We start from the raw sequence: 26,276 nt of genomic DNA on the forward strand, positions 1-26,276 counted from the left end.
AGAATCTATTAAAAATACTTATGAGAAAATAGTGAAATAAAATATATCAACATAAGCGTTGATACCCAGTATCTCTGCCAAATCCAAGCCTACCCTTATTTATTAGACTTAACTATCTTGCGTGACCATGCTTATAAGGTCAAGACTATGCCGTGAATAATGCGTCATAAATTTATTAACACACTCTTAAAAAATAGAATATTGACTTAAAAATTTGTAGTCTCATTATTTATACAGTCTAGAATATTATTACCTTTATAGCATTGCTAAGTCTATAGTTGCTTAACGTTTTGTTATTATTTATCGCTACGTTACCTTTTTTGATACTGAAGGTTTTGATAAATCTGGGATAGGGGCAAACAATAACTCACTGTCACGAATGTCATTAAATAGTGACCGATCTGGTGTCACGTCATTAGTTTTAATCACACTCATATCCCCCGTGGTCTCCATAATGACAGCAAACACCTCAGTTTTCGACTTTATACCATTTTTGCGCAATGCCTCTTGCACATCGCTAGGACTTAAATTGGCTTCTTTTAAATTATCCCCAAAGTACTCACCATGTGCCATTAAGATAACGGGCTGGTTATCAAGCAGTGTTTTTATGGGTTTAACTTTGCGTCTGATCATTGAAATAAATGCCTGAATGACAAACAGTACCCCAACTGCCAGCAATCCCTGGAGCAATGATGGTGAGTCTGATGTTACCGTCGATGCTAAGATACTACCGATAGCGATGGTCATCGCAAAATCATAACTTGACAGCTTTGAGAAACTACGTAGTCCCATCAAACGCGTAAATAACATCAGCCCCAAATAAAAACCCAAAGCGGACAAGGAAATACCGAACACCTGTTGCCATTCAATTGCAAACCACGCTTGCCACCTCATATCGTTTTCTACCTTTTGTACGTCTGTTACCTTGTACCTAGTCGCTCACCTCTAATCGGGTGTACTTGATACCAAGCTTGAGCCTATTTAATTGACAAAAAAAAGCAACCTGATGAGAGGTTGCTTTTGGGGTACAGTCTAGACAATATTTTTTTGTTTTAACAAACAAAGCAATCAATACGTATTAATAATTTCAATGCAATAAGCCTGGCTGATAGATCGGTCATACTTATTAGCAGTTAAAACTAGATAGCTTCGATTTGCTCAGCTTGTGGGCCTTTTTTGCCATCACCTAAGATGAAAGACACTTTTTGGCCTTCGGCTAAAGTTTTGAAGCCGTTACCTTGGATAGCGCTATAGTGAACGAATACATCTTGTCCGCCGTTGTCTTGAGCGATAAAACCAAAACCTTTAGCTTCATTAAACCACTTTACAGTGCCTTCAACTTTATCTGACATAAATTTTCCTAACTCTTTAACTGTTGGTGAGACGTGTGTCGTCACCGATTAATTGATAAATACCGCATATAACTTGTTGACTAACTGCCTAGGCTAGAATAGTTACTATATCTTAACGGTAATTTACTATTCTCGTCTCAAATCCTATGAGTACACGCGTAGTATAACAGCTTTTAGGACCAATAGAAGCTCAAATCGGAGAGATTTGTAAATAATCTTTAAGATTTAATCAAAAATAAGTTTGCTTATTTTCGACCCCTCTACTATTGATTACGAGCAAATTCTTTATTATTAAATTACTAATAAATCTTATTAAAAGAATAGCTGCTTTTTAAAAACAGACGCTTTATTGGCTTTAATACGATCATTTACTTAGTTCAGCGACGGTAACCAAGGCGCGGCCAATACCAGTAAACATAGCGCAAAAAATATCAGCGCAAATGACTGACTATAAGCAATGTATTTGGGCGGTACGATTAAATCTTCTGGAGAGTCTGGAATACCACGGCGCTTGAGCAAACGTGTGCCATAAACCCAACCAAATACGGTATAGATACCATAGGCCGCAGGTACAGCGATAGCTAAGGGCTCAAAGTCGATAGCATATAACATGACTGTAGAGACAAAAAACCATGCGGTGTCTATTAAGGAGCTGAACTGAAAAAATGATGACTTTGGTAATTTGCCCGCGGTACGCTTGAGCATATCGCCTTCTATCCAAATCAGAACGGCAACTACGGCGCTGAGGACAATATAGGCAAATTGCGGCGTCAGCCAGTCTGGAAAAGATATTTGCACAACACACAACCTATTATTTAAAGAATAAGAAAGAATAAATGAAGCAGCAGTCCGCTGTTTAAGCACTGTACCGGAGTTTTATATGAGGCGGCCTTAATTACTTTTCAAGTTAAATTACCTGTTCTAATGGCAGGGTTAAATTACCTGTTCTAATGGCAGGGCGATATAACGACTAGCCCGCATATACAAACTAGTCTAAAAACTGATCTAAAAAAACCCATGCTATCTATACGATAACATGGGTAATAATCATTGTTGGCTATAAATCAACAAGCAGTTAGCTAGATCAGTTTTTGTCTTTATCGATGATTTTATTACTACCAATCCAAGGCATCATACCACGCAATTTAGCACCAGTGATTTCAATTTCATGCTCAGCGTTGTTACGACGACGCGCAGTCATTGATGGATAGTTAGTCATACCTTCGTTAATGAACATTTTCGCATATTCGCCAGACTGAATGCGTTTTAGGGCATTACGCATGGCTTCACGTGATTGCTCATTGATAACTTCAGAGCCGGTCACATATTCGCCATATTCAGCGTTGTTACTGATTGAATAGTTCATGTCAGCGATGCCGCCTTCATACATCAAGTCAACAATAAGCTTAAGCTCATGCAAACACTCAAAGTAAGCCATTTCTGGAGCATAGCCGGCTTCGGTTAGAGTTTCAAAGCCCATTTTCACTAGCTCAACAGCGCCGCCACAAAGGACTGCTTGCTCACCAAATAGGTCAGTTTCAGTTTCATCTTTAAAGGTAGTTTCGATAATACCTGAACGACCACCACCAACGCCTGCAGCGTAAGATAGTGCCAATTGCTTGGCTTGACCTGAAGCATCTTGGTAGATTGCAATAAGATCAGGGATACCGCGGCCTTGCTCGAATTCAGAGCGAACTGTGTGACCAGGCGCTTTTGGAGCAACCATAATAACATCAAGATCGCTACGCGGCTCAACTTGGTTATAGTGAATGGCAAAACCATGAGCAAAGGCTAAAGTCGCGCCCTCTTTAATATTAGGTTCAATCACTTCACTATAAAGCTGCTTTTGGAACTCATCAGGAGTCAAAATCATAACCACGTCAGCTGTTTTTACCGCGTCTGCTACTTCAGCAACTTTTAAGCCCGCATTTTCAGCTTTTTTCCATGAGCTTGAGCTAGCACGTAGACCAACGGTCACCTCAACGCCAGACTCTTGCAGGTTTAGCGCATGCGCATGACCCTGTGAGCCGTAACCGATAATAGCAACTTTTTTGCCTTGGATGATAGATAGGTCACAATCTTTGTCATAAAATACTTTCATAGGTAGAGTCCTTTTCCTAAATCATGGAGAGCCATGGGTAGTTAACGCTTATAGGCCATCATTACATAAGAATGATTAACGCTATAAGCGTCCTGTTAAGTTTGGAATGAATGATTTTATACGCTTAGCGTTTTTTCACCGCGAGCAATACCGATGACACCTGAACGTACTACTTCTAAAATACGCTCGCTGCCAATAATATCGATAAAGCCGTCAAGCTTGGCAGTGTCACCGACGATTTGAATGGTGTATAAGTTCGCATTGACGTCAACAATTTGCGCCCGAAAAATATCAGCGCTGCGCTTAATCTCTTCACGAGTACTGCCAGTCGCCCGAATTTTAATCAGCATTAGTTCGCGCTCGACGTGTACTGTATCCGATAGATTTAATACTTTAACGACTTCAATAAGCTTATGTAATTGCTTAGTAATTTGTTCAATCTTTTCAGGTGAGGTAATCGTGGTTAGCGTCAGGCGTGAGATGGACGGATCGTCTGTAGGCGCAACATTCAGCGTCTCAATGTTATAACCACGCTGGGAGAATAGGCCGACCAATCGCGACAACGATCCCGCTTCGTTTTCCATTAATACCGAAATCAGATGTTGTTGTTGCATTAGGTACGCTCCCCTTTTGATAACCACATATCGCGCATCGTTTGCCCAGCGATTTGCATTGGATACACATGCTCATTACGATCGACATAAACGTCAATAAATACCAGTTTATCTTTCATAGCCATCGCTTCAGCTATTTGTGCTTCCATGGTTTCAGGGTCAGTAATTTTGATACCGACGTGACCATAGCTCTCAGCTAATTTGACAAAGTCTGGTAACGAGTTCATATACGAGTGCGCATGACGACCTTCATATAGCATGTCCTGCCACTGCTTGACCATACCTAACTGCGCATTGTTCAAGTTCAAGATCTTGACCGGTAAATTGTATTGTAAGCAAGTTGATAGCTCTTGGATATTCATCTGAATAGAGCCCTCCCCTGTAATACAAACCACATCGCGATCCGGATGAGCAAGCTTAGCGGCCATCGCATACGGCAGGCCAACGCCCATAGTACCAAGACCGCCTGAGTTAAGCCATTGGCGCGGCTCATTATAAGTGTAATAAAGGGCAGCAAACATCTGATGCTGACCGACGTCACTAGTAATAATGGCATTACCATTGGTTACTTTGCATAAGGCTTGTACCGCGCTTTGCGGCTTAATACCATGCTCAGTGCTGGTGTCATAACGCAAGCCATGACGCTTACGCCATTCATTAATCTGTGACCACCAGTCTAATAGTGCCGGCTGCTCTAGTTCTTTATCCTCACCAATGATCTCTAACATATCAGTCAGTACCGATTTTACATCGCCAACGATAGGAATATGAGTAAAGATAGTTTTCGAGATAGAAGTGGGATCAATATCAATATGAATAATGGTCGCATTAGGACAGAATTTTTTAACATTATTGGTCACGCGGTCATCAAAACGCGCACCAACGGCCAAGATAACATCGGCATGATGCATGCTCATGTTGGCCTCATAAGTGCCATGCATGCCTAGCATTCCCAAGAACTGACGATCAGAACCAGGAAAAGTTCCCAACCCCATTAATGTATTGGTCACAGGCAGATTTAAGCGATGAGCAAGCTCGGTTAGCTCTTTGTGAGCTTTACTCCAAATGACGCCACCACCGGCATAAACTACCGGACGCTTCGATGCCAGTAAAGTCTCGACTGCTTTTTTGATTTGTCCGCCATGACCTTTCATTGAAGGCTGATAAGAACGTACGAAGACTTCTTCTGGATATTCGTAGGCGAATTTTTCATTGGGAGCAGTCGTGTCTTTAGGGACATCAATGACGACAGGACCTGGACGACCAGCCTGAGCTATATAAAAGGCTTTTTTGACAATCATCGGGATTTCACTGGCATGACGCACTTGAAAGCTATGTTTGACAATAGGGCGTGACACCCCAATCATGTCTGTTTCTTGGAAGGCATCTTCGCCGATTAGGCTGCTCGGTACCTGTCCTGAGATTACAACCATCGGCACTGAATCCATAAAGGCCGTAGCAATAGCAGTGACCGTGTTGGTAGCGCCAGGACCTGATGTCGCCAGCACTACACCGGTGTTACCGGTTACACGTGAGTAAGCATCTGCCATGTGCCCAGCTGCTTGTTCATGGCGAACTAAGATATGCTCGATGTTTTCTTGCTGAAATAAGGCGTCATAGATATGCAGAACAGCGCCACCTGGATAGCCAAAGATATATTTGACACCCTCGTCAGTGAGGGCTTGTACCAACATTTCAGCACCTGTTAGCATCACCGGCTGCGTACTGTCTTCAGCAAGCAGTTGTTGTTTTTTATCAAAATTCTTAGCGGCATTAGCCGTTTGGGTATGTCCAGTCATGTTCGGACTTTGCGTAGTTTGCGTCACTGTCGTCACCTTTATCCATATCAAGAATGTATGCTCACTATGTCAAAGTGCAGCTGCTTTATGAGACAGCATGGGCCTTAAACACAGAAATTTGTGGGATTAGCTTTGTGATAGGAGGTTATCGATATACGATGACTAAATGCGAGCGCATTTATAAAAGAGGCTTATCATGAATGACATTGCAGTTTCTAAAAGTGCAATCAAATTGAGAAATTAAATAAGGGTTAACACTATTAACCGCACAATTAACAGTAGCCAACCATTATCAGGCTCGCACGTCACATTGCAACTAGCATAGACACTATATTTAACGTATCAATTTAGCATATCAAAATAATAAGTTTATCTTAGTCGTTGTAGACCGATAAGTCCGGAAACAACCAACTCAAACAATAATAGCCATCATTATAATTACTATCGTTGTTAAGCTATTGTCACAAAGAAAGTAAACCACGCTCAGCTAATGATAAGTAGCGAGGTAGGTTTTACCTTCAAGTGCTACGGCAATATCATAAAAGCCGCTCACTGACCAATCAACTATCATTATAGTCGGTGGTTTGGGCATTATTGTCAAGACAAACTTATAAAGCCCATCCCTAACTAATGGTTATGGAACAATATACATTTATAAGTATTTTTTGTTAAAATTAGACCTACCATATCGACAGCTGTTTTGCCATTTGTAGACGTCTCTTGAATACGTCCTTCTATAGACACTACAGAATGTTCACGCTGACATATCAACACTCATCTTTTTTATGGATTAAAATGTTTGCTATCATCGCACATTCAACTATGATAAATACTGTCACTAAGCTTCTGATTAGAATCAGCACCATCTGTATGCTAGCACTCACTATGAATCCTAGTCATGCTATTCAGGTCTATAAATCTATCGGGGCGCATGGAGAGGTAAAATATAGTCAGTATCTACCGCAAAACGGTAAAAACATCGAAGTCATTGAATTTCGTAGCGATGGCCGCCAAACGGATACGGGGCAATTGGCCGGTAAGACTGAAGCCAACCAGAATAATAATAACCAAAATGCTGAACAGCAGCGGGTAGCGCAACTAGAAGCTCGTATCCAAGAGCAAGAAGCCAACGCGAATGCGCAACGCTGTCAGTCTCTACGTAACAACCTAACCAATCTCAATGTTGGCGGGCGTATCTACGAGATGGATACCAGCGGTAAACGCCAGTATCTTGATAGCCGCGAAATTGAGATAAAACGTGAGCGCGTCCAGCAAGCCATTAGTCAATATTGTAGTTAATTTAAGGTCTAAGCTTTTATTAATATTACTGCTAATGCCGCCCGACTTTTATCCAGCTGATACTATATTGTAATTAATTGCATGACATGGCGAATGGCTGCAGGCATATCTTGTGCTTGTAGGCCGCGCTGTCCAATAAATAGCTGAGTATTTCTATCGGCAGCATGCGACGGCTGATTGACTAAGATATCTCCCGCCAAACCGTGAATGAGTACCGCTTGGTGTAAGCTATGCTGCTCGTCTTCTAAATCCTGCTGCGCTAACAAGCCCGCGATAACCCCTGACAATACATCACCCATGCCAGCCGTTGCCATACCAGCATTACCGACGCCGCAGACATACACTTGCTCCTGTTTTAATACCTGCTCTAGTACCAAGGAGCCAGCCCCTTTGAGTACCCAGTCGCCACCGTATAATTCTACACCGTGTTTTATAGTAGTCAATCTATCACTCTCTACTTCATTTATTTCTTGATCAAGCAATCTAGCGGCTTCACCACTATGCGGCGTCAAGCAAACTCGATGGACGTTGCTATATTCTCGCAGCTGAGCAACCAGTTCATGTTTATCCGCTTGTAGTGATGCCAAATGATATAGACCGTCTGCATCTATCACTATCGATTTATCGTGTGCCATAGCCGCTTGAACATAGCTAATAAACAACTCTTTTGCGGTTTTATCACGTCCAAGTCCCATACCAATAGCAATCACACTGGCATCTTCAATCAAATTTTTTACACCATCCTGATCATGTAAGTTAATCGTCATCGCATCGGGTAATGACGTTAATAATGCCCCGTGAAAAGCCTGATGACAAGCCACTGTAATTTTACCCGCCCCTATCGCCATCGCACTAGCAGACGCCAATATAGAAGCACCGCCCATTCCTTGTGAACCGTCAATCTGATTCCCCCCAATAACCAATACGTGTCCATAGCTGCCTTTATAGCTATTTTGCCGACGTGCAGATAAGCCATGCGCACTCGTTAATAGAGTCGCAGCCGGCACTACTGGCGCATAAGGTATCAACGGAATATCAAACACTTCTCCAGCATAATCCATTCCATCTTTGGTATGCAGACCAAACTTGCGCGCAATTAGGCATAGAGTCACATCAGCTTGAATCGCTACCTGGTCAAATACCTGTCCAGTAGAAGCAACCAATCCACTCGGAATATCAACAGCAACCACCAACGCGCTGCTAGCTTCAGCAGAGTGATTAAAGGCATGAATAGCCTTTTTATAAACTCCTGTCGCTGCACGATCAAAGCCAATTCCGAATAACGCATCGACATAAATATCTGCAGCCGGACAGTGAGCTTGCGAAGTTTTGGGGTTTTGATCATTTCGAGCTAACTCACTGTCCTCAAAACGCCGATAGGAACATGCAGCAGCAGCCATTTGCTGTGCCTTCATTGCATCAGATAACGCGTCAGTTGCTGCATCAGTGTCGATATCGATATTAAGGCCAACAGTCGTGACTTGTACTTGCCAGCCCGCTTGCTGTAGATAATGGGCTATCAACCAACCATCACCGCCGTTATTACCGTGACCGATCCAAATACTTACTCGTGATTGTCTGTGATGTTGACCATAAAGTTTGTCGCAGTTTGCTGAAGAACCTAATGAATCCTGATAATTCTGAGCATCAAGCTGAATAATTTGCTGCGCCATTTGCCATGCCGCTTGTTGCATCAGCGCAAAGCTATCATGCCCATGCGCAAACCATGCTTGCTCCATGGCATGAACTTGCTTGCTGCTATATAGAGCGATAGGTATATTTGACTGTGATAAAAGGGAATAATTCTGTATTTGCATAACTCAACCTCTGTTATTTTTGCCATTTATTGGTTTTATTATTATAAGCGTAGCAAAAGTTTGCTTAGCACTATGTATCGTTATCAATACCAAAGCACTGTTAATTTATTCTTTATACTTGCGTGCTGTGTTATCTGGCTTATCATAGTGATATTCACGCTATCATTTATTGTCACTTATGAATACAAAAACTGCAGAAAACGACTCCTCAGCAAACCATTTTTCAACAAACAGTATTGCAATGGTTAATACTTCTACGTTTGCGACCCCAGAGGACGTTAAATACTGGATTAAAGCGCAAGCGCAAGCATTAGGATTTGCTGATTGCGGCTTTTTATCGGTACATCACCCTTTATTTGCGCAACAAATGCAGCAACTACAAAAGTGGCTGGACAAGGGTTATGAAGGTCAATTGCAGTTTATGCATAACAACCATCATCTAAGGGCACATCCAGAACAATTAGTAGAAGGCGCAAAAACCATCATCAGTGTGCGTATGGATTATCTGACCGAAGCACCGCAACCACGAACGGTAGAAGACAATAATCGTCCCAATAATGGCATTATTGCCCGTTATGCGCGTGGCCGTGATTATCATAAAACTATGCGTGGCCGTCTCAAGCAATTAGCGCTACAGATTGAGGCTATCTTACCTGAATGGCAACATCTAGATATTGGCGATAGTGCAGATTTTGTCTTTCGGCCATTTAGTGACTCTGCCCCTATCTTTGAGCGGCCAATAGCGGATGCGGCTGGGCTGGGTTGGACAGGAAAGCACACCTTACTACTCAATAAACAAGCCGGCTCATTTTTCGTGTTGGGTGAGCTGTTTATCAGCTTAGAGCTACCTGAGGATAGACCCATTGAGGCGCACTGCGGCAGTTGTAGCGCTTGTATTGATATTTGCCCGACTCAAGCGATTGTCGCGCCCCATGAGCTGAATGCTGCTGCCTGCATCTCTTATTTAACCATTGAGCATGAAGGAGCTATAGATCATAAGTATCGCCGCGCTATCGGTAATCGCGTATTTGGCTGTGATGACTGCCAGCTGATTTGTCCTTGGAATCGCTATGCCAAGCTGACATCAGTAGACGATTTTGCGCCCAGGCACAATCTTGATGACAGCAGCTTGCTGGAGTTATGGCAGTGGACTGAAGAAGAATTCTTACAGAAGACGCAAGGCAGTCCCATTAGGCGTACCGGCTACGTTAATTTTTTGCGTAACATTACTATCGGACTTGGTAATGCCAATGCTAGCTTTAACATCATTACCCAGTTGCACACTAGATTAGGCTTTCACAGTGATATGCTGGATGAGCATATTCAATGGGCAATAGATGAGCAGCAAGGTAAATTGTGCAATATTAGTGAATAGCTACTAACAAAATTGGACATCAGCTATTTAGGCATCAGGCATATAAAAAAACGCCCTTTAAATATTAAAGGACGTTTTTATTTTTACTATTTACTATTTTTAACTAAGCTTAGCTAATCGTTAAAATTATCACTTAGAGAATTATGGTTTAGGAATACGTAATACTTGACCAGGGTAAATCTTATTCGGATCAGACAGCATAGGCTTATTGGCTTCAAAAATCTTCATATAGTCATCAGTTGAGCCATAAACGTTTTGGGCGATTTTAGACAAGCTATCGCCAGATTTTACGGTATACATGGTTGATTCTGGAGCATCTTCTTCGATACTAATATTGTCAATAACCTTTGCTACATGTTGTACGTTACCGATAGCAATAATAGCCTTTTCTCGATCCGCTTGAGTTTTAGCAGAACCACTAATTTCTGCAGTATCTGTTGAACCATTGTACTTAACTTTCAGATTACTAATATTTAGATGTTGCTGCTGGATACGGCTCAATAAAATATTAGCAACTGACTGTGCAGAAGGTTCGGTGCTTTTCACTGGTGTATTTACATCAGCTTTAGTTTCAACTTTAGCCTGATGTTTATCATCGTCACGATTAAAAATCTTATCACCAATATCTTTTGCAAAACTGAAAACGCCCATATAAATGCTCCTTTGAATATTATTATTAGTAATGCCACTTTTGTTAAAGTGTTGATTATCATGGCAATAAAAAAGTATCGATTACCACTGGTGATGAGTATAACAAAGGTGCAGAATTTGCATAGTAAGCGTATGTTGAGTAATGTTGATTTGATGTGGCTTATGTTAATAAAGCTTTAATACTAATATTTTAAACTTATGACAGCTGAGGTTATTTAGCTAAGTGATAGACATAAAAAAACCGCCTATCTATAAAGATAAGCGGCTTAGCACTATCTGCTATAGCAACTATTCATTACAATTGGGCTTGTACGTAATCAATTGCTTTTTGTACCGTAGTCAATTCAGCTGAATCTTCATCAGGAATAGTGATACCAAAATCACTTTCAAATGACATAACTAGTTCAACTAAATCTAACGAATCAGCACCTAAGTCTTCCATAAAAGAAGCCTCATTTTTGATGTCTTCAACATTCATACCCAATTGCTCTGCAACCGCAGATTTTACTCTTAGCTCAGTATCATTACTCATATAAATAACTCCCTTTTTATCTATTAATTTTAAAAACTATCAACTGGACGCTTTTTGAGCTGATAGCGTTATATAGAACGCAATACATTATGTCAGCTTTACAGCTTTAATACACCATAACGAGCGTTGAATTTTATTTAATGTCGGATAAAGACTGATTATAATACAGGTCTTTGACATAAAAGCATTTAACATTATAACACTCTTTATTAGAGTTTACACTCGTTCACACAGATTTTCATTATACAGATGTAACGTTTTTATTCATGCTACATGTACATACCGCCGTTGACGGGAATGACAGCACCAGTAATATAGCTGGCTTCATCACTCGCTAGGAACAATACTGCGGCGGCGATGTCTTCTGGTTGCCCAAGTCGTCCGATAGGTACCGCATCTAGCATAGAGTTGAGCAAGCGCTCGTCAAGCTCATCGGTCATATCGGTTTCAATAAGACCGGGAGCGACACAGTTAATAGTCACTTGTCGAGAACCGATTTCACGTGCTAGCGTACGACTAAATCCTTCGACACCAGCTTTAGTCGCAGCATAGTTCGATTGTCCGGCATTGCCCATTTGTGCAACCACAGAGCTGATATTAATGATACGACCGCGACGGGCTTTCATCATACCGCGAACAGCGCGTTTACTCATGCGGTATACGGATGATAAGTTGGTATCAACCACATTCTCCCAGTCTTCATCTTTCATGCGCATCAATAAACCATCTTGGGTGATACCCGCATTATTGACCAGCACTTGCACGGCACTGTAAACACTTTCAATCTCTTCGAACAGCTTATCAATCTGCGCGCTATCTCGCACGTCCAAAACACGTCCAATGCCCCCTGAATCGTGCAAATAGCTATCAATGAGCGCTGCGCCCTTTTCAGTCGTCGCAGTGCCAATGACAAAATGTCCTTCTTTTGCAAAACGCTTGGCAACCGCTTTCCCAATACCTCGGCTGGCACCAGTCACTAAAGTAATTGTCCGACTCATTATAATACCTCTATTAGTTTGTCTAATCTGGCAGGCTTGTCTACCGGATAGCTGACAATAGGATGCGCTTGGCGCTTGGCCAGATTGGTTAGCACATTGCCATTGCCGCACTCAATTAAAAGATTAATCTGTTTATCAGCCAGCTCCTGCATGGTCTGGGACCACAATACAGGTTCGCTCAGCTGCTCAGTTAATGCTTGCTTGATACCTAACGTGCTGGTCTCAACGCGGGCATGACGGTTTTGGATGACAGGGATATGAGCCTGATCAAACTTGATAGCAGCTAAGGCTTCAGCAAGCGCACTACTCGCCGGCTGCATCAACGCACAATGCGAAGGGACGCTAACCTTTAGAGGAATGGCTTTTTTACCGGTATTTTGCACTTTATCAATTACTGCAGTCACACCAGCCGCATTACCCGATACCACCACTTGGCCTGGACTATTGAAGTTCGCCGCATTGACGACTGCTCCATCGACGTGTTCAGTCGCTTGCTCACATAAGGTCTCAACGCGGTGGTCCTCTAACCCTAATACGGCGGCCATAGCCGTATCAACACCAATCACTGCCTCTTGCATCAACTGACCACGTTTGTGAACTAAGCGTATTGCATCAGCGAAAGAGAGCACCCCAGCCGCACAAAGGGCACTGTATTCACCCAAAGAGTGACCCGCTAGATAAAGAGGCGCTTTGTCTAACTTGTCTTGCAAGATACGCCAAATGGCGATGCTAGCAGTCAACAATGCTGGTTGTGTATATTGCGTTTGGTTCAATCGCTCTTCATCTTGGCAAATTGCCCACAAGTCTTCACCAAGTGCGGCGCTGGCTTCAGCAAAAGTAGCGCGAATTTCAGGATAAATTTCTGCAAGCTCAGAGGTCATACCAACCGCTTGCGAGCCTTGTCCAGGAAAGATAATTGCAATACGTAGTGGCTGTTTTATTGTCATATCGGGTGCAGATGCCATAGCCAATATTCCTTAAGTAAATTGGAAATGTCCCTAGAATGAATCGGGTATTATTTTAGAATCGTGTTGTAGAATTAGGTACGTTTTAAGATATTATTTTAAGAAGAAATCAATAATAGCTGATTATTACTAAACTATACACGGCTGCAGCTTATTATTATAGTTGGGGGTTGTCTATTATAATTAGTAACTGCCCTACAAAAACTAAATAACAAAAAGCCAAGTTATTCGGCTACATAATATATATTAGCAAAATAACTTGGCTTTTGTTAACCCAACGCTTACTGCCTGATGATAATCGTATAGAACACTGTAGCGGCTTATTGCCACTATAATAGTCCCAAATCAATTTTCAAAAAGACAGTAAATTATGCGTCTTGACTGACTTTAAACATTTGACGACCACGGTAAAAACCATCTTTAGTCATATGATGACGACGATGTTTTTCGCCAGTGGTGGCATCTACGCTGAGCTCAGCCACAGTCATATGGTGATGTGAACGGCGCATGTCACGACGAGAACGGCTTTTGCGGCTTTTTTGAACGGCCATGATATAGCTCCTATACTTAAAGGGATAAGCTTGAAAATTCAGCTTTAATCGATACTGACATAGGCCATATAATCACAACAACCTAGGCCTTACGCATCATTAAATAGTGTACCACTTACTTATTAAAATACTGATTAAGTCTAAAATCTATGGATAATTCGCTCAATCGTCTTTCTAAGAGCAAGCAGCATGTTACTAGAATGCAATAAACCGAATATTATACGCATCTTTAAAAGATTAATAAAGCCCTGCTTCTCGCTCTTATGTACAAAGCTGATAAAAGATTACTATTAACAACCTATGTATGAGCTTATAAAACTTATTTTAGCGCCTGTTTAGCACCTATTACTCACAATTAGTTATAACACTAGGTTAGTTATTACTAGATGAGCACTATATTAATATCCATTATTTAGACAGTTTGCCTTTTAGTGAAGCAAGAGCGGCAAAAGGATTTTCGTTTTCTTCTTCAGGAATTTCGCCAACCTGATCAACCACCATCTCACAGTCATCATGCTTCGGCGCCATAGGTGCCTTAAGTAATATCTCATCTTCAATTAGGTTTTTAAATGGCAATAAACGCTCAGGAGTTTGATCACTAACTATCTCATCTAGTAACAAATAATCTTGTTCTTCATTGACCAAGCGCACTTGGCTATCATTATCTAATAGTGCAATATCATAATCATCTGTTAAGTCGATGGCGATAGGTTGCAAGCATCGCTGACAAGTGAGCCATACTTCACCTGTGAGTTTAAAGGCGAGATGTAGGACATTATTGCGGCGATATAGATCCGTCTCAACTTGCAGATTTGGCTGTTCATGCTCTGTGGTCAATTGGGTGACTAGACGTTCAAATGACGTTGGCGCCACTTCACCTGTCCACTCAAAACCACTATCAGCCCACTTGTCTAAAGAAATATGCTCAGGCATGATTACTGAGTTAGACGCTTGAGTAACATCATCGTGAATAGCTGATGGCTGGCTGGCTGGAGTGCTTGACATACGCGACCTCATTAGTCAGAAACGGTGTATAATATTGGCTATTATATTAACGGAAACCTCAGTATGACGCTAGCCCTAGTATGTTAATATTTTTGTTATCTAGCAGCGTGAATAGTCTTATTATTCACGGTTAAAGCAATAAAACCTTATGTTAATAAACTCATTTTTTATTCGGTTACTTTTGTATTTATGATGTCTAATAATACCTCTCCTGATTTCACTACCTTGTTCGTTGGCAATAATAAGGAATTATTATTGCAACGTCTGATTAAGTTGAATAATAAAGCAACAAATGAGTCTGATGGGTCGGCAGGTGCTCAGGTAGAGGAGTATCTAGAATATTTAAAACCACAATGGCAGCAATTGACTAACGGTGACCAAGCTGAAGAACAAAAAAATAGTGACAGTGCCATTACAGACGGTATAAACAATATAAATGGTGATGTTCTAGTTGACCATAGCGAGCAAGCAGCTACTGACTGGCTAATGAACCTATTTAATACTCTATTCGCTAAGCATCATGTGCAATTGGTTCGCGGTGAGCATGAACCAGAATACTTTCCTGCTTATAATGGTCATCCTGCACGTGTTGAGTTTGCTCATGGTTTTTTTGCCAGTGCCTTGCACGAAGCGAGCCATTGGTGCGTAGCAGGTAGTACACGCAGGCAGCTGGCGGACTTTGGTTACTGGTATGCTCCTGATGGTCGTAGCAGTGCTCAGCAGCAAACCTTTGAACGCGTAGAGATTAGACCCCAAGCTTTAGAATGTTTATTTACTCTTGCCTGTAAGCGCACCTTTCAGGTCTCACAGGACAACTTGTTTGCAGATTTTGATACCAGTCACAGCACATTTGCCAAGGACGTCTATCAGCAAGCATCCCATTATATTACCAGACCGCAAACCCTGCCTAATGATGCACAAACATTGTTACGAGCATTGTTGATGATTTGCTGATAGTAATAATAGTTTACTAATGAAGAGTTAATAAGATTGATTTACTAACGGTGCTTTATTAATAACAATTTACTGGTATAAACAATTGCATCTGCAAGCTAAGCACTATATCAAATTGCCATCTGCTTAATCTCGTTTAACCTATTTAATGACTCCCTACTATTAACGTTTCCCTACAATAGTAACGCCTTACTACTATATCCCCTCTCTCACTTATCGCTATACTAAAGGTGTAGCCAATATTTATATTGGCAAATGAAAAAATGAAAGGATATATTTAATAACACTCGCAACGTTAATATCAATATCTAATTGATAACGATAAAAGTACAGCACCGAGAATATAAGACTAATAAAACAATCAAAACTTATGAAATAAGGATTCATTATGCAAACATTTTATATTCATCCGGAAGATCCACAGCCACGCCTCATCGAACAAGCGGCTGAATTGCTGCGCAATGATAAGCTGATTATTTATCCTACCGATACCAGCTACGCCTTTGGCTGCCGTCTAGGAGCTAAAGATGCTCTCGATAAGCTTAAACAAATTCGCGAACTTGATGATAAGCATCAGTTTACCTTGCTATGCCGCGATTTAAGCGAGATTGCTACTTATGCGGCAGTAGACAATGTTCAGTTTAAGCAGCTGAAAGCACATACACCAGCGCCCATCACTTTTATTTTAAACGCAACTAAAGATGTACCGAAGAAACTGGCTCATGCTAAGAAAAAGACCATTGGTATTCGTGTACCCAGTAATCCTATCGCCCAAGCATTGTTAACAGCGATGGATGAGCCCATCTTGACCAGTTCATTGATACTACCTATGCATGACCATGTAATAGATGACCCATTTGATATTGAAGAGCTATTGAGCAATCAAATAGACGCCTTAATCAATGCCGGTATCAAGACTACTAAGCTTACTACTATCGTCGATATGACCAGCGGTCAGCCTACGATTATTAGACAAGGCGCCGCTGATGTAAGCTCACTATTATTATAGATGTTATTGTTATAGAGAAAATTAGCATGAGTAGATAATTGATATAAAAGAAAAGTACGGTACTAATAATTAATGCTGATAATTAATATTTTAAATATCAAACGCATAAAAAAGCTCCAATTTATTGGAGCTTTTTTATGCAAAATACAGATAGCGTACATGATTAGTCACGATCAACTAATTCTACATAAGCCATGGGCGCATTATCACCGTCACGATGACCACATTTTACGATGCGCAGATAGCCACCTGGACGCGTTTGGTAACGAGGACCTAACGTGCCAAATAGTTTACCTACCATAGATTTGCTACGCATACGACTAAATGCTAGGCGACGATTAGCAACGCTGTCGTCTTTAGCCATAGTGATTAGCGGCTCAGCAACGCGGCGCAATTCTTTAGCTTTTGGCAATGTTGTTTTAATCAGTTCATGCTCAAATAACGAGTTAGTCATGTTCTGGAACATTGCTTTACGATGACTGCCGGTACGACCCAGCTTGACTCCACTCTTACGATGGCGCATGGTCAAATATCCTTAAAGTTTAACGGCTACGATAAGAGAAACGATCATCAACACGTAAGTCAGCGGGTGGCCAATTATCTAGGCGCATACCGAGCTCTAAATCTTTAGACGATAGTACGTCCTTGATTTCCGTTAATGATTTCTTACCAAGATTTGGGGTTTTAAGTAGTTCAGTCTCTGAACGCTGGACCAAATCACCGATATAGTAAATGTTTTCAGCTTTTAAGCAGTTGGCTGAGCGAACCGTTAGTTCAAGATCGTCCACAGGGCGTAATAGCACCGGATCGACCTCTTCTTTTTCTTTCACAGGCTCAGGCGCTTCTTCAGCTTCTAGGTCAACAAAGATAGAAATCTGTTGTTGCAAAATAGTCGCTGCTTTACGAATTGCTTCTTCTGGATCAATAGTGCCATTAGTTTCAAGCTCGACGATAAGACGATCAAGATCGGTACGTTGTTCTACACGTGCGTTCTCAACCTGATAAGCGACTCGTTGCACTGGACTAAAGCTTGCATCAAGCTTTAAGCGACCAATTGCTTTGGTGTCACCATCTTCACGGCGCTGATTTGCTGGCTCATATCCACGACCCATAACTACACGCAGACGCATCTTAAGATGACCACGGTCGCTTAATGTACCCAATACCAATTCTGGATTGATAATCTCGACATTATGCGGTAACGCGATATCTGCGGCAGTAATGGTGCCCGGACCTTGTTTATCTAAGGTCAAAAATACTTCATTTTGGTCATGAAGAGTAATTGCCAAGCCTTTTAGATTTAAAAGTAGGTCAAGTACGTCTTCTTGCAGACCTTCAAGCGTTGAGTATTCATGGTCAACACCATCAATCTCAGCTTCAATGACTGCAGCACCAGGTAATGAAGATAACAAGATACGACGTAAGGCATTCCCGAGGGTATGTCCAAAGCCGCGTTCTAACGGTTCGAGCGTGACTTTCGCAATCGTTTCATTGACCGTGTCCACGTTAATGGCATTCGGCGTTAGAAACTCAGTTGCATTTAGCATCATGATGTCACCTCGATTTATTTAACTGGTTTAATTAACGTTACTTATATTTACTGATATCAATATTTATTCACATCAGTATTAAAATCAGTCGTAACGTCAGTTATTTAGAGTACAACTCAACGATCAAGCTTTCGTTAATTTCAGCAGGCAGATCAATACGATCAGGCGCTTGTTTAAACGTGCCTTGCAACTTGCTGTGGTCAACATCTAGCCATTCTGGAATACCACGTTGTGTCGCCAGTTCAATAGCGTTTTTAATACGTAGCTGTTCGCGAGACTTCTCTTGGATAGCGATGACATCACCATCTTGCAGCTGAATAGATGGAATGTTCACACGAACAAACTCATCACGTCCGGCTCTTTTTACCATAACAGTGCGGTGGCTAACTAGTTGACGTGCTTCGGCGCGTGTTGAACCAAAGCCCATGCGATATACCACATTATCGAGCCTACTTTCTAGCATAGCCAATAAGTTTTCACCAGTAGCGCCACGCTTACGAGCGGCTTCTTTATAGTAGTTAGCAAACTGACGTTCTAACACACCATAAATACGCTTCACTTTCTGCTTTTCACGCAGCTGTAATGCATATTCTGAAGTCTTATTACGGCTAACGCCATGTTGACCAGGCGGACGCCCAGCTTTCTTCGTTTTTACGTCATAAGGTTTAACGCCAGACTTAAGACCTAAGTCTGTACCTTCGCGACGCGATAATTTAAGTTTTGGTCCAATATAGCGGGCCATATTTATGTCTCCTGTAAGCCTTTGGGACGAAAAGCTTCGTCTTTAATATTAGACGCGGCGCTTTTTCGGCGCACGTACACCATTGTGTGGAATTGGGGTTACATCTGAGATGCTGTTAACTTTATAACCCAATGCACCTAGTGCTCTTACCGCAGACTCACGACCCGGTCCTGGTCCCTTGACCAAAACATCGATATTCTTAACACCATATTCTTGAGCCGCTTTACCGGCGACTTCAGCTGCAACCTGCGCTGCAAATGGTGTAGATTTACGTGAACCACGGAAGCCTTGTCCACCTGAGGTGGCCCAAGCCAGTGCATTACCTTGACGATCGGTAATCGTAACAATGGTGTTATTAAAAGACGCATGGATATGGGCTACGCCCTCCGATACTGAACGACGAGTCACTTTCTTGCGACTACGAGTGTCTTTAGCCATCTTTTAGCTTCCTAAGTTAATTATCTTTTGAGAGGGCGTGTCGGACCCTTACGAGTACGAGCGTTGTTCTTGGTGTTCTGACCTCTAACTGGTAAGTTACGACGATGACGGATGCCACGGTAACTACCTAGGTCAACTAAACGCTTGATATTGATTGATACTTCGCGACGAAGATCACCTTCAGTCGTAAAGTTTGCAACTTGTGCACGGATAGCATCCAACTGTGTATCATCTAACTGACTGACTTTAGTAGTAGGGGCAATGCCAACTGCTTCTAAAATTTTCTGAGCAGTGGTACGACCTACGCCAAAGATGTAAGTTAGTGAAATAACAGCATGCTTATTATCCGGAATATTGACGCCGGCAATACGAGCCATTGATTTCTCTCCATTAAAGAAAAACAAACATTATTAATAATCAATAATGCGTTGTTATTCAGATTTTTTGCTGTTAATACCTAATTTTTTATTATTATTACTACCATGCCATCTTGCTACGCAAATTGACTGATGATTTCAAATTATAAAAAATTCAGTATGAACTACGGCAAGTGGCGGATGATATCGCATCCGCCGTTATTTTTCAAGTATTAATTCAATTTATAGTCCAGACATAATGTCCTGTACTAAATATTGATTAACCTTGACGCTGTTTGTGGCGAGGTTCTGCGGTGCAAATAATATGCACGTTGCCTTTACGGCGTACCACTTTGCAGCTACCACAAATTTTCTTAACTGATGCTTGGACTTTCATCACATGCTCCTTGGAAAATCGCCCTAATCATTTAAAATTAAGTATTTATAAAACTAAGTATTTAAGATTGCGTGGGCGATTGAATTAACGTCTGATCATGATATTGATGGGTCATCAAATGCGCCTGTATCTGCGATATGAAGTCCATTACCACAACCACCATAATCAGTAGTGACGTACCACCTAAATGAAACGGCACACCAAATGACGACTGGACAATCATCGGCATTAAACAAATAACTGTCATATATATCGCACCGATAAACGTCAGCCGGTTTAATACATGATCGAGATAACGCTGTGTTTGTTGTCCCGGGCGGATACCTGGGATATACGCACCACTACGCTTAAGGTTTTCAGCAACTTCACGCGGACTAAACACTAATGCCGTATAAAAGTAGCAAAAGAAAATAATCATCGCGCCAAACAGAACTAAATATAACGGCTGTCCTGGCGACAGCACCAATGCCATATTTTGTAGTATTTTCTGTATAAAAGTAGGATCTGTTGATTGACCCACCCATTGTCCCAAACTTGCCGGAAACAACAACAACGAACTGGCAAAAATAGCAGGAATAACCCCTGCCATATTAATCTTCAGCGGCAAATGTGACTGCTGCTGAGCGTATATTTTGCGACCTTGCTGTTGCTTTTGTGCATAGTTTACAGGGACACGGCGCTGGGCACGCTCAATATAAACGATACCTGCAGTAACTGCGACACCCAATATTACAAATATAAATAACACAATCAAGTTCATCTGACCTTGATTGACCTGTTCGATAGACTGCGAAATCATACCTGGCGTACCGGCAACAATACTGGCAAAAATCAGCATTGAGATCCCGTTACCCACACCGCGTTCTGTAATCTGCTCACCAAGCCACATTAAGAACATAGCACCCGCTACTAATGAAGTAACGGCTGGGATATAAAAGGTAAGACCGGCAGTTAAAGTAAGATTCTGGCTGATGAGACCAGCACACATTCCTAATGACTGTACCAGTGCTAAAGCAAGTGTCCCTTGACGGGTATACTTGTTCAGTTTACGCCGCCCTGCTTCACCCTCTTTTTTGAGAGCTTCAAGCGATGGCAATACTGCTGACATCATCTGCACTATAATCGACGCTGAAATATACGGCATGATGCCAAGCGCCATAATAGACATTCGCTCAAGCGCACCACCTGAGAACATGTTAAACATGCTCAAGATAGTATTTTCGTTGCGTGAGAACAAATCAGCCAGATTAACCGGATTGATTCCCGGTACTGGAATATGTGACCCAAAACGATAAACAATCAATGCGCCGATCAAAAACAGTAAGCGCGACCAAAGCTCATCATACTTACGTATAAATGCAAAAGGGTTGAGCGGAATACCAGACGATGACATCGATTGCTTTGACACGATACTACTCCTCGATGCTACCACCAGCAGCTTCGATTGCTTGCTTGGCGCCTTTGGTCACTTTTACACCTTGGAAGGTATAAGCTTTAGTGACATTGCCTGACAAAATAATACGAGCACGCTTCATATCGTGACGAATAAGATTTGCGGTTTTTAGCGTTGCAACACTAACTACATCGCCTTCAACTTTGTTCAGTTCAGACAAACGGACTTCTGCAGTCGTCATTGCCATTTTACTGGTAAAGCCGAATTTTGGTAGACGACGATATAGTGGCATTTGTCCACCTTCAAATCCTGCACGGATGCTAGAACCTGAACGTGACTTTTGACCTTTTACACCACGACCACCAGTCTTACCAAGACCTGAACCGATACCACGACCGCGACGTTGGGCAGTTTTCTTTGCGCCAACACCTGGTGATAATTCATTTAATCTAAGTCCCATTACGCTTCCTCCACTTTTACCATGTAGTTGACGCGATGTACCATGCCACGGGTTGAAGGAGTATCTTCAACTTCAACGGTATGACCGATACGGCGTAAACCCAATCCTTTCAAGCTCGCTTTGTGGCTCTTGAGGCGATGGGCACCTGATTTTAATTGAGTGACTCTCATTGTCTTCATCGTAACTCACCTAGTCTAAGTTAGCCCAAAATTTCGTCTACAGATTTACCACGTTTGGCTGCCATCTTTTCTGGAGTTGACATATCACGTAAACCATTGAATGTTGCACGTACAACGTTAGCCATGTTGGTAGAACCATGACATTTAGTCAAAACATCTTTGACACCAGCAACTTCTAATACGGCACGCATTGCGCCACCAGCGATTACGCCAGTACCTTCAGACGCAGGCTGCATATAGACTTTACTTGCACCATGACGTGCGCTGATAGGATGAAACAAAGTTGCATCGTTAAGCTCAATAGTAATCATATTGCGCTTGGCAGCTTCTAGAGCTTTTTGAATAGCAGCTGGCACTTCACGTGCTTTACCGCGACCAAAACCAACACGACCATTCCCGTCGCCTACTACTGTTAAAGCAGTGAAAGAGAAGATACGACCACCTTTGACTACTTTAGCAACGCGATCAACGGTAACCAAGCGTTCTACTAGACCGTCAGTCTGTTCATTTTTATCATTTTTATCATTTCTAGCCATGATTAAAACTCCAATCCATTTTCGCGAGCTGCTTCAGCTAAAGCTTTTACTCGACCATGATATTTGAAACCACTACGATCAAAGGCAACTTTAGTAATGCCAGCTGCTTTTGCGCGTTCTGCGATCATTTGGCCTACAGACGTCGCTGCATCAGCATTACCAGTAGCGCCTGAACGCAAGCTGCCGTCTAAGGTAGATGCCTGAGCAATCACTTCACCACCGTTCGGAGAGATAATCTGGGCATAGATGTGCTTTGGTGTGCGATTAACCGTTAAACGATGAACGCCTAAAAAACGGATATGCGCGCGGGTTTTCTTAGCTCGACGCAGACGAGCTGCTTTTTTATCAAACATTTCAACTCACCTTATTTTTTCTTAGCTTCTTTACGAATCACATGTTCGTCGCTATAGCGAATACCTTTGCCCTTATAAGGCTCTGGTGGGCGGAAACCACGGATCTTAGCCGCTGCTTGACCAAGCTGCTGTTTATTGTTTGATTTCAAAACAATTTCAGTTTGCGTTGGGGTTTCAGCTGATACACCTTCAGGTAGCGTATATTCTACTGGATGCGAGTAACCAACGTTTAAGGTTACTTTATTGCCAGTAACTTGTGCGCGATAACCAACACCGATCAATTGAAGACGTTTTTCAAAGCCTTCGTTCACGCCTATAATATAATTATTTAATAGAGCGCGGATGGTGCCAGTATGCATCATGGCTTCTTTTGAATCGGCTGTAGGTGAGAGAGTGACAACATCATCTTCCTGTTTCAGCTCGACCAAATCATGCAGGCGTAAAGACAAATTACCGTTCTTGCCTTTCACTTCGACCTGCCGATCGTTCAAAGTAACGCTTACGCCGTTAGGCAGCGTCACTGGGGCTTTAGCCACACGAGACATAGGAATATTCCTTAAAAAATTAAAACTGTTATTAGCGAAAAAACTAACAGGCTAAAAAGCCTGCTAGTTTAGCACAATTGACCCTGTCAAACACTAACCAATTTTCATGAAATTACTACGTGTTTGAATAAGGTTAAACTTACAATGAATTTCTATAAGATTCAAGTAAGTTTAACAGGGTACAAATAGACTCTATCGTCTCATTACTTAAAGCAACAAACTGCAGTTTAAGCAACAAATGCAACGATTTCGCCACCGATACCAGCAGCGCGAGCAGCACGATCGCTCATGATACCTTGGCTGGTAGATACGATAGCAACACCCATACCTTGCTTGACAGTAGGGATAGCGTCTTTGCCGCGATGCTGGCGTAAACCAGGACGGCTAAAACGTTGAATAGTTTCGATGACAGCTTTGCCTTCGAAATATTTTAACTCAATAGATAGCGTTGCTTTGTTATTCTCTTCAGCATTAACAACAGCATTAGCCACATAACCTTCACTGACTAATAGATCAGCGATAGATTTACGTAGTTTCGAGCTTGGCATAGCTACGGATACTTTATTAGCCATTTGTGCGTTACGAATACGGGTTAGCATATCCCCAACGGTATCTTGCATACTCATGTAGTTACTCCTTACCAGCTTGCTTTACGAACACCAGGCACATCTCCTTGCATGACTCGTTCACGCAGCATATTGCGCGATAAGCCAAACTTACGGAAGTAGCCATGAGGACGACCTGTGATAGCACAACGATTGCGTAGACGAACTGGCGATGAGTTGCGTGGTAGGCCTTGAAGCTCTAACATCGCGTCCATACGCACTTCGTCACTTGCATTCATATCACTGATAGTTTCTTTTAGCTTCATACGCTTGTCAGCGTATTTAGCGACTGCTTTTTCGCGCTTCAATTCGCGATTAATCATGCTTTTTTTTGCCATAACGTCTTTACCTTATTTGAATGGGAAGCCGAATGCTTTAAGCAAAGCACGACCTTCATCATCAGTAGCAGCTGACGTGGTGATAGTCACATCCATACCACGGATACGATCAATCTTGTCAAATTCTACTTCCGGGAATACAATTTGTTCTTTGATACCCAATGAGTAGTTACCACGACCGTCAAAGGCTTTAGGTGAAAAACCGCGGAAGTCACGAATACGAGGAATTGCAACGGCAATGAGACGATCTAAAAATTCGTACATTTGCTCACCGCGTAGCGTTACTTTGCAACCAATTGGCCATTCTTCACGAATCTTAAAGCCAGCAATTGATTTACGCGCTTTGGTGACTACAGGTTTTTGACCAGCAATCGCGGTCATATCAGCTACTGCACCTTCAAGCAATTTCTTATCTTGAGACGCGCCGCCTACACCCATGTTAAGTGTGATTTTAGTGATTTTAGGCACTTGCATCACATTATCTAAACCAAGCTCTTCTTTGATTTGCTGCTTTAGTTTATCATTATATAAAGATTTTAATCTTGCCATTACCATTACACCCTTAGTGTCTTACGCAGTCGCCACGACTTCACCGTTCGAACGATAGACACGCTGTTTTTTGCCGTCTTCGTTGAACTGATAAGTAATACGGTCTGCTTTTTGGGTTTGCGCATTTAAAATTGCGACATTTGAGATATGCAGAAAAGCTTCTTGCTTAAGAATACCGCCTTCAACGCCAGTTGCCTGATTTGGCTTCTGATGTTTAGTGACAATATTAATGCCTTCAACTTTAATACGATCATTTTTTACAGCTTGTACAGTACCTTGCTTGCCTTTATCTTTACCAGCAATCACAACGACTGTATCGCCTTTACGTAATTTTGACATGGATTACCTCACAATACTTCTGGTGCTAGGGATACAATTTTCATAAACTGATCACCACGTAGTTCACGAGTTACCGGTCCAAAAATACGAGTTGCAATCGGCGCGTTGTTTTGGTTCAACAATACTGCAGCATTGTCATCAAAACGTAGCACAGAACCATCAGAGCGACGAACGCCTTTTTTGGTACGTACAACTACCGCATTCATCACGTCGCCTTTTTTGACACGACCGCGAGGAATGGCTTCTTTAACCGTTACTTTAATGATGTCGCCGACTGATGCATAACGACGATGAGAGCCACCCAGTACTTTAATGCACTGAACTCGCCTTGCACCGCTATTATCTGCAACTTCCAGCATTGACTCAACCTGAATCATAGCGTTACTCCACACGTATGAGCAATAAAAACCAGTTGCTGCCGCTAGCACAGTATGAGTAGGCGGCATTTTAATATAAATAACCGCTATTTACTCT

34 protein-coding genes are annotated in these 26,276 nt (G+C 42.0%); 4 read left to right on the plus strand and 30 right to left on the minus strand.

Going from position 1 to position 26,276, the window contains the following annotated elements; all coding sequences use genetic code 11:
• Positions 1–306 precede the first annotated feature (306 nt).
• From JMY06_RS08105 to JMY06_RS08130, 6 genes are all read right to left on the minus strand, one after another.
• On the minus strand, positions 307–894 hold the full coding sequence (locus tag JMY06_RS08105) for a DUF421 domain-containing protein (RefSeq protein ID WP_201529729.1): 588 nt from the start codon (positions 892–894) through the stop codon (positions 307–309).
• 245 nt (positions 895–1,139) lie between these two features.
• Positions 1,140–1,352, minus strand: a complete 213-nt coding sequence (locus JMY06_RS08110; RefSeq protein ID WP_201529727.1) for a cold-shock protein — start codon at positions 1,350–1,352, stop codon at positions 1,140–1,142.
• A gap of 372 nt (positions 1,353–1,724) precedes the next feature.
• Positions 1,725–2,150 (minus strand): hypothetical protein, encoded by a 426-nt coding sequence (locus JMY06_RS08115; protein WP_201529725.1) that lies wholly within the window; start codon positions 2,148–2,150, stop codon positions 1,725–1,727.
• Positions 2,151–2,436: 286 nt separating this feature from the next.
• Positions 2,437–3,453, minus strand: coding sequence for a ketol-acid reductoisomerase (ilvC, locus tag JMY06_RS08120; RefSeq protein ID WP_201529723.1), 1,017 nt, complete (start codon positions 3,451–3,453; stop codon positions 2,437–2,439).
• A 116-nt stretch (positions 3,454–3,569) separates the two neighbouring features.
• On the minus strand, positions 3,570–4,067 hold the full coding sequence (gene ilvN / locus JMY06_RS08125) for an acetolactate synthase small subunit (protein WP_201529721.1): 498 nt from the start codon (positions 4,065–4,067) through the stop codon (positions 3,570–3,572).
• Entirely contained in the window at positions 4,067–5,779 is a 1,713-nt protein-coding gene (locus tag JMY06_RS08130; protein WP_201529733.1) for an acetolactate synthase 3 large subunit, read from the minus strand. Before JMY06_RS08130 ends, ilvN begins: the two co-directional genes overlap by 1 nt.
• Before the next feature lie 957 nt (positions 5,780–6,736).
• On the opposite strand from JMY06_RS08130, the gene JMY06_RS08135 reads away from it, so the two are divergent.
• The gene (locus JMY06_RS08135; protein ID WP_227672246.1) at positions 6,737–7,165 is read left to right on the plus strand and encodes a DUF4124 domain-containing protein; all 429 of its coding nucleotides are present in this window, start codon (positions 6,737–6,739) and stop codon (positions 7,163–7,165) included.
• Positions 7,166–7,227: 62 nt separating this feature from the next.
• On the opposite strand, the gene JMY06_RS08140 is transcribed toward JMY06_RS08135, so the two are convergent.
• Complete coding sequence (locus JMY06_RS08140) at positions 7,228–8,982, minus strand: NAD(P)H-hydrate dehydratase (protein WP_201617852.1); 1,755 nt, start codon at positions 8,980–8,982, stop codon at positions 7,228–7,230.
• A 178-nt stretch (positions 8,983–9,160) separates the two neighbouring features.
• Here JMY06_RS08140 and queG point away from each other — a divergent pair, with 178 nt between their 5' ends.
• Positions 9,161–10,357, plus strand: a complete 1,197-nt coding sequence (gene queG / locus JMY06_RS08145; RefSeq protein WP_201617853.1) for a tRNA epoxyqueuosine(34) reductase QueG — start codon at positions 9,161–9,163, stop codon at positions 10,355–10,357.
• 141 nt (positions 10,358–10,498) lie between these two features.
• Here the strand turns inward: queG and lysM are convergent, their stop codons facing one another.
• The 6 genes from lysM to JMY06_RS08175 all read right to left on the minus strand — a co-directional run bounded on the left by lysM (position 10,499) and on the right by JMY06_RS08175 (position 15,059).
• Positions 10,499–11,008 (minus strand): peptidoglycan-binding protein LysM, encoded by a 510-nt coding sequence (lysM, locus tag JMY06_RS08150; RefSeq protein WP_201529715.1) that lies wholly within the window; start codon positions 11,006–11,008, stop codon positions 10,499–10,501.
• Between the two features lie 295 nt (positions 11,009–11,303).
• Positions 11,304–11,540, minus strand: coding sequence for an acyl carrier protein (gene acpP, locus JMY06_RS08155; protein WP_201529713.1), 237 nt, complete (start codon positions 11,538–11,540; stop codon positions 11,304–11,306).
• A 269-nt stretch (positions 11,541–11,809) separates the two neighbouring features.
• Positions 11,810–12,538: a 3-oxoacyl-ACP reductase FabG gene (gene fabG / locus JMY06_RS08160; RefSeq protein ID WP_201529711.1), complete on the minus strand. Its 729-nt coding sequence runs from the start codon at positions 12,536–12,538 to the stop codon at positions 11,810–11,812.
• A complete protein-coding gene (gene fabD / locus JMY06_RS08165) occupies positions 12,538–13,503 on the minus strand; it encodes an ACP S-malonyltransferase (RefSeq protein WP_201617854.1) in 966 nt (321 codons plus the stop codon). The genes fabG and fabD overlap by 1 nt, the downstream gene beginning before the upstream one ends.
• Before the next feature lie 368 nt (positions 13,504–13,871).
• The gene (rpmF, locus tag JMY06_RS08170) at positions 13,872–14,054 is read right to left on the minus strand and encodes a 50S ribosomal protein L32 (RefSeq protein WP_201529707.1); all 183 of its coding nucleotides are present in this window, start codon (positions 14,052–14,054) and stop codon (positions 13,872–13,874) included.
• 408 nt (positions 14,055–14,462) lie between these two features.
• Positions 14,463–15,059 carry a YceD family protein gene (locus tag JMY06_RS08175; RefSeq protein ID WP_201617855.1) on the minus strand — a complete coding sequence of 199 codons (597 nt, stop codon included), beginning with the start codon at positions 15,057–15,059 and terminating at the stop codon, positions 14,463–14,465.
• A 189-nt stretch (positions 15,060–15,248) separates the two neighbouring features.
• Here JMY06_RS08175 and JMY06_RS08180 point away from each other — a divergent pair, with 189 nt between their 5' ends.
• Together JMY06_RS08180 and JMY06_RS08185 are read left to right on the plus strand one after the other, a co-directional pair.
• Entirely contained in the window at positions 15,249–16,013 is a 765-nt protein-coding gene (locus JMY06_RS08180; protein WP_201617856.1) for an elongation factor P hydroxylase, read from the plus strand.
• Positions 16,014–16,401: 388 nt separating this feature from the next.
• Positions 16,402–17,022 (plus strand): L-threonylcarbamoyladenylate synthase, encoded by a 621-nt coding sequence (locus JMY06_RS08185; protein ID WP_201617857.1) that lies wholly within the window; start codon positions 16,402–16,404, stop codon positions 17,020–17,022.
• Between the two features lie 163 nt (positions 17,023–17,185).
• Here the strand turns inward: JMY06_RS08185 and rplQ are convergent, their stop codons facing one another.
• The 17 genes from rplQ to rplN form a co-directional block, all read right to left on the minus strand.
• Positions 17,186–17,545, minus strand: coding sequence for a 50S ribosomal protein L17 (rplQ, locus tag JMY06_RS08190; RefSeq protein ID WP_201617858.1), 360 nt, complete (start codon positions 17,543–17,545; stop codon positions 17,186–17,188).
• 19 nt (positions 17,546–17,564) lie between these two features.
• The gene (locus JMY06_RS08195) at positions 17,565–18,572 is read right to left on the minus strand and encodes a DNA-directed RNA polymerase subunit alpha (protein WP_201527827.1); all 1,008 of its coding nucleotides are present in this window, start codon (positions 18,570–18,572) and stop codon (positions 17,565–17,567) included.
• Between the two features lie 100 nt (positions 18,573–18,672).
• Positions 18,673–19,314: a 30S ribosomal protein S4 gene (gene rpsD / locus JMY06_RS08200; protein WP_201617859.1), complete on the minus strand. Its 642-nt coding sequence runs from the start codon at positions 19,312–19,314 to the stop codon at positions 18,673–18,675.
• A 48-nt stretch (positions 19,315–19,362) separates the two neighbouring features.
• Positions 19,363–19,752 (minus strand): 30S ribosomal protein S11, encoded by a 390-nt coding sequence (rpsK, locus tag JMY06_RS08205; RefSeq protein WP_201527825.1) that lies wholly within the window; start codon positions 19,750–19,752, stop codon positions 19,363–19,365.
• 20 nt (positions 19,753–19,772) lie between these two features.
• Positions 19,773–20,129, minus strand: coding sequence for a 30S ribosomal protein S13 (rpsM, locus tag JMY06_RS08210; RefSeq protein ID WP_201617860.1), 357 nt, complete (start codon positions 20,127–20,129; stop codon positions 19,773–19,775).
• A gap of 259 nt (positions 20,130–20,388) precedes the next feature.
• Complete coding sequence (rpmJ, locus tag JMY06_RS08215) at positions 20,389–20,505, minus strand: 50S ribosomal protein L36 (RefSeq protein WP_201527823.1); 117 nt, start codon at positions 20,503–20,505, stop codon at positions 20,389–20,391.
• Between the two features lie 61 nt (positions 20,506–20,566).
• Positions 20,567–21,898, minus strand: a complete 1,332-nt coding sequence (gene secY / locus JMY06_RS08220) for a preprotein translocase subunit SecY (protein ID WP_201527846.1) — start codon at positions 21,896–21,898, stop codon at positions 20,567–20,569.
• Between the two features lie 19 nt (positions 21,899–21,917).
• Positions 21,918–22,358, minus strand: a complete 441-nt coding sequence (gene rplO, locus JMY06_RS08225; RefSeq protein ID WP_201617861.1) for a 50S ribosomal protein L15 — start codon at positions 22,356–22,358, stop codon at positions 21,918–21,920.
• Positions 22,358–22,537, minus strand: coding sequence for a 50S ribosomal protein L30 (rpmD, locus tag JMY06_RS08230; protein ID WP_201527820.1), 180 nt, complete (start codon positions 22,535–22,537; stop codon positions 22,358–22,360). Before rpmD ends, rplO begins: the two co-directional genes overlap by 1 nt.
• A 20-nt stretch (positions 22,538–22,557) precedes the next feature.
• The gene (rpsE, locus tag JMY06_RS08235) at positions 22,558–23,073 is read right to left on the minus strand and encodes a 30S ribosomal protein S5 (protein ID WP_201527818.1); all 516 of its coding nucleotides are present in this window, start codon (positions 23,071–23,073) and stop codon (positions 22,558–22,560) included.
• A 2-nt stretch (positions 23,074–23,075) separates the two neighbouring features.
• Positions 23,076–23,426, minus strand: coding sequence for a 50S ribosomal protein L18 (gene rplR, locus JMY06_RS08240; protein WP_068034619.1), 351 nt, complete (start codon positions 23,424–23,426; stop codon positions 23,076–23,078).
• An 11-nt stretch (positions 23,427–23,437) separates the two neighbouring features.
• The gene (rplF, locus tag JMY06_RS08245; RefSeq protein ID WP_201527814.1) at positions 23,438–23,971 is read right to left on the minus strand and encodes a 50S ribosomal protein L6; all 534 of its coding nucleotides are present in this window, start codon (positions 23,969–23,971) and stop codon (positions 23,438–23,440) included.
• A 227-nt stretch (positions 23,972–24,198) separates the two neighbouring features.
• Positions 24,199–24,597, minus strand: coding sequence for a 30S ribosomal protein S8 (gene rpsH / locus JMY06_RS08250; protein WP_201617862.1), 399 nt, complete (start codon positions 24,595–24,597; stop codon positions 24,199–24,201).
• Positions 24,598–24,608: 11 nt separating this feature from the next.
• Positions 24,609–24,914, minus strand: a complete 306-nt coding sequence (rpsN, locus tag JMY06_RS08255; RefSeq protein ID WP_201527810.1) for a 30S ribosomal protein S14 — start codon at positions 24,912–24,914, stop codon at positions 24,609–24,611.
• A gap of 12 nt (positions 24,915–24,926) precedes the next feature.
• The gene (gene rplE / locus JMY06_RS08260; protein WP_201617863.1) at positions 24,927–25,463 is read right to left on the minus strand and encodes a 50S ribosomal protein L5; all 537 of its coding nucleotides are present in this window, start codon (positions 25,461–25,463) and stop codon (positions 24,927–24,929) included.
• Between the two features lie 21 nt (positions 25,464–25,484).
• The gene (gene rplX, locus JMY06_RS08265) at positions 25,485–25,802 is read right to left on the minus strand and encodes a 50S ribosomal protein L24 (protein WP_201617864.1); all 318 of its coding nucleotides are present in this window, start codon (positions 25,800–25,802) and stop codon (positions 25,485–25,487) included.
• Positions 25,803–25,810: 8 nt separating this feature from the next.
• The gene (gene rplN / locus JMY06_RS08270; RefSeq protein WP_201527845.1) at positions 25,811–26,179 is read right to left on the minus strand and encodes a 50S ribosomal protein L14; all 369 of its coding nucleotides are present in this window, start codon (positions 26,177–26,179) and stop codon (positions 25,811–25,813) included.
• Positions 26,180–26,276 lie beyond the last annotated feature (97 nt).

Origin of the sequence: Psychrobacter urativorans (assembly GCF_904846675.1) — a bacterium.
Lineage (GTDB): Bacteria > Pseudomonadota > Gammaproteobacteria > Pseudomonadales > Moraxellaceae > Psychrobacter > Psychrobacter urativorans_B.

What these genes read in the sequence shown, in the direction of transcription:
- JMY06_RS08105 (WP_201529729.1), bottom strand. Translation starts at nt 894, where the DNA reads ATGAGGTGGCAAGCGTGGTTTGCAATTGAATGGCAACAGGTGTTCGGT.
- JMY06_RS08110 (WP_201529727.1), bottom strand. Translation starts at nt 1,352, where the DNA reads ATGTCAGATAAAGTTGAAGGCACTGTAAAGTGGTTTAATGAAGCTAAA.
- ilvC (WP_201529723.1), bottom strand. Translation starts at nt 3,453, where the DNA reads ATGAAAGTATTTTATGACAAAGATTGTGACCTATCTATCATCCAAGGC.
- ilvN (WP_201529721.1), bottom strand. Translation starts at nt 4,067, where the DNA reads ATGCAACAACAACATCTGATTTCGGTATTAATGGAAAACGAAGCGGGA.
- JMY06_RS08130 (WP_201529733.1), bottom strand. Translation starts at nt 5,779, where the DNA reads ATGCTAACAGGTGCTGAAATGTTGGTACAAGCCCTCACTGACGAGGGT.
- JMY06_RS08135 (WP_227672246.1), top strand. Translation starts at nt 6,737, where the DNA reads ATGCTAGCACTCACTATGAATCCTAGTCATGCTATTCAGGTCTATAAA.
- JMY06_RS08140 (WP_201617852.1), bottom strand. Translation starts at nt 8,982, where the DNA reads ATGCAAATACAGAATTATTCCCTTTTATCACAGTCAAATATACCTATC.
- queG (WP_201617853.1), top strand. Translation starts at nt 9,161, where the DNA reads ATGAATACAAAAACTGCAGAAAACGACTCCTCAGCAAACCATTTTTCA.
- lysM (WP_201529715.1), bottom strand. Translation starts at nt 11,008, where the DNA reads ATGGGCGTTTTCAGTTTTGCAAAAGATATTGGTGATAAGATTTTTAAT.
- acpP (WP_201529713.1), bottom strand. Translation starts at nt 11,540, where the DNA reads ATGAGTAATGATACTGAGCTAAGAGTAAAATCTGCGGTTGCAGAGCAA.
- fabG (WP_201529711.1), bottom strand. Translation starts at nt 12,538, where the DNA reads ATGAGTCGGACAATTACTTTAGTGACTGGTGCCAGCCGAGGTATTGGG.
- fabD (WP_201617854.1), bottom strand. Translation starts at nt 13,503, where the DNA reads ATGGCATCTGCACCCGATATGACAATAAAACAGCCACTACGTATTGCA.
- rpmF (WP_201529707.1), bottom strand. Translation starts at nt 14,054, where the DNA reads ATGGCCGTTCAAAAAAGCCGCAAAAGCCGTTCTCGTCGTGACATGCGC.
- JMY06_RS08175 (WP_201617855.1), bottom strand. Translation starts at nt 15,059, where the DNA reads ATGTCAAGCACTCCAGCCAGCCAGCCATCAGCTATTCACGATGATGTT.
- JMY06_RS08180 (WP_201617856.1), top strand. Translation starts at nt 15,249, where the DNA reads ATGATGTCTAATAATACCTCTCCTGATTTCACTACCTTGTTCGTTGGC.
- JMY06_RS08185 (WP_201617857.1), top strand. Translation starts at nt 16,402, where the DNA reads ATGCAAACATTTTATATTCATCCGGAAGATCCACAGCCACGCCTCATC.
- rplQ (WP_201617858.1), bottom strand. Translation starts at nt 17,545, where the DNA reads ATGCGCCATCGTAAGAGTGGAGTCAAGCTGGGTCGTACCGGCAGTCAT.
- JMY06_RS08195 (WP_201527827.1), bottom strand. Translation starts at nt 18,572, where the DNA reads ATGATGCTAAATGCAACTGAGTTTCTAACGCCGAATGCCATTAACGTG.
- rpsD (WP_201617859.1), bottom strand. Translation starts at nt 19,314, where the DNA reads ATGGCCCGCTATATTGGACCAAAACTTAAATTATCGCGTCGCGAAGGT.
- rpsK (WP_201527825.1), bottom strand. Translation starts at nt 19,752, where the DNA reads ATGGCTAAAGACACTCGTAGTCGCAAGAAAGTGACTCGTCGTTCAGTA.
- rpsM (WP_201617860.1), bottom strand. Translation starts at nt 20,129, where the DNA reads ATGGCTCGTATTGCCGGCGTCAATATTCCGGATAATAAGCATGCTGTT.
- rpmJ (WP_201527823.1), bottom strand. Translation starts at nt 20,505, where the DNA reads ATGAAAGTCCAAGCATCAGTTAAGAAAATTTGTGGTAGCTGCAAAGTG.
- secY (WP_201527846.1), bottom strand. Translation starts at nt 21,898, where the DNA reads ATGTCATCGTCTGGTATTCCGCTCAACCCTTTTGCATTTATACGTAAG.
- rplO (WP_201617861.1), bottom strand. Translation starts at nt 22,358, where the DNA reads ATGGGACTTAGATTAAATGAATTATCACCAGGTGTTGGCGCAAAGAAA.
- rpmD (WP_201527820.1), bottom strand. Translation starts at nt 22,537, where the DNA reads ATGAAGACAATGAGAGTCACTCAATTAAAATCAGGTGCCCATCGCCTC.
- rpsE (WP_201527818.1), bottom strand. Translation starts at nt 23,073, where the DNA reads ATGGCTAGAAATGATAAAAATGATAAAAATGAACAGACTGACGGTCTA.
- rplR (WP_068034619.1), bottom strand. Translation starts at nt 23,426, where the DNA reads ATGTTTGATAAAAAAGCAGCTCGTCTGCGTCGAGCTAAGAAAACCCGC.
- rplF (WP_201527814.1), bottom strand. Translation starts at nt 23,971, where the DNA reads ATGTCTCGTGTGGCTAAAGCCCCAGTGACGCTGCCTAACGGCGTAAGC.
- rpsH (WP_201617862.1), bottom strand. Translation starts at nt 24,597, where the DNA reads ATGAGTATGCAAGATACCGTTGGGGATATGCTAACCCGTATTCGTAAC.
- rpsN (WP_201527810.1), bottom strand. Translation starts at nt 24,914, where the DNA reads ATGGCAAAAAAAAGCATGATTAATCGCGAATTGAAGCGCGAAAAAGCA.
- rplE (WP_201617863.1), bottom strand. Translation starts at nt 25,463, where the DNA reads ATGGCAAGATTAAAATCTTTATATAATGATAAACTAAAGCAGCAAATC.
- rplX (WP_201617864.1), bottom strand. Translation starts at nt 25,802, where the DNA reads ATGTCAAAATTACGTAAAGGCGATACAGTCGTTGTGATTGCTGGTAAA.
- rplN (WP_201527845.1), bottom strand. Translation starts at nt 26,179, where the DNA reads ATGATTCAGGTTGAGTCAATGCTGGAAGTTGCAGATAATAGCGGTGCA.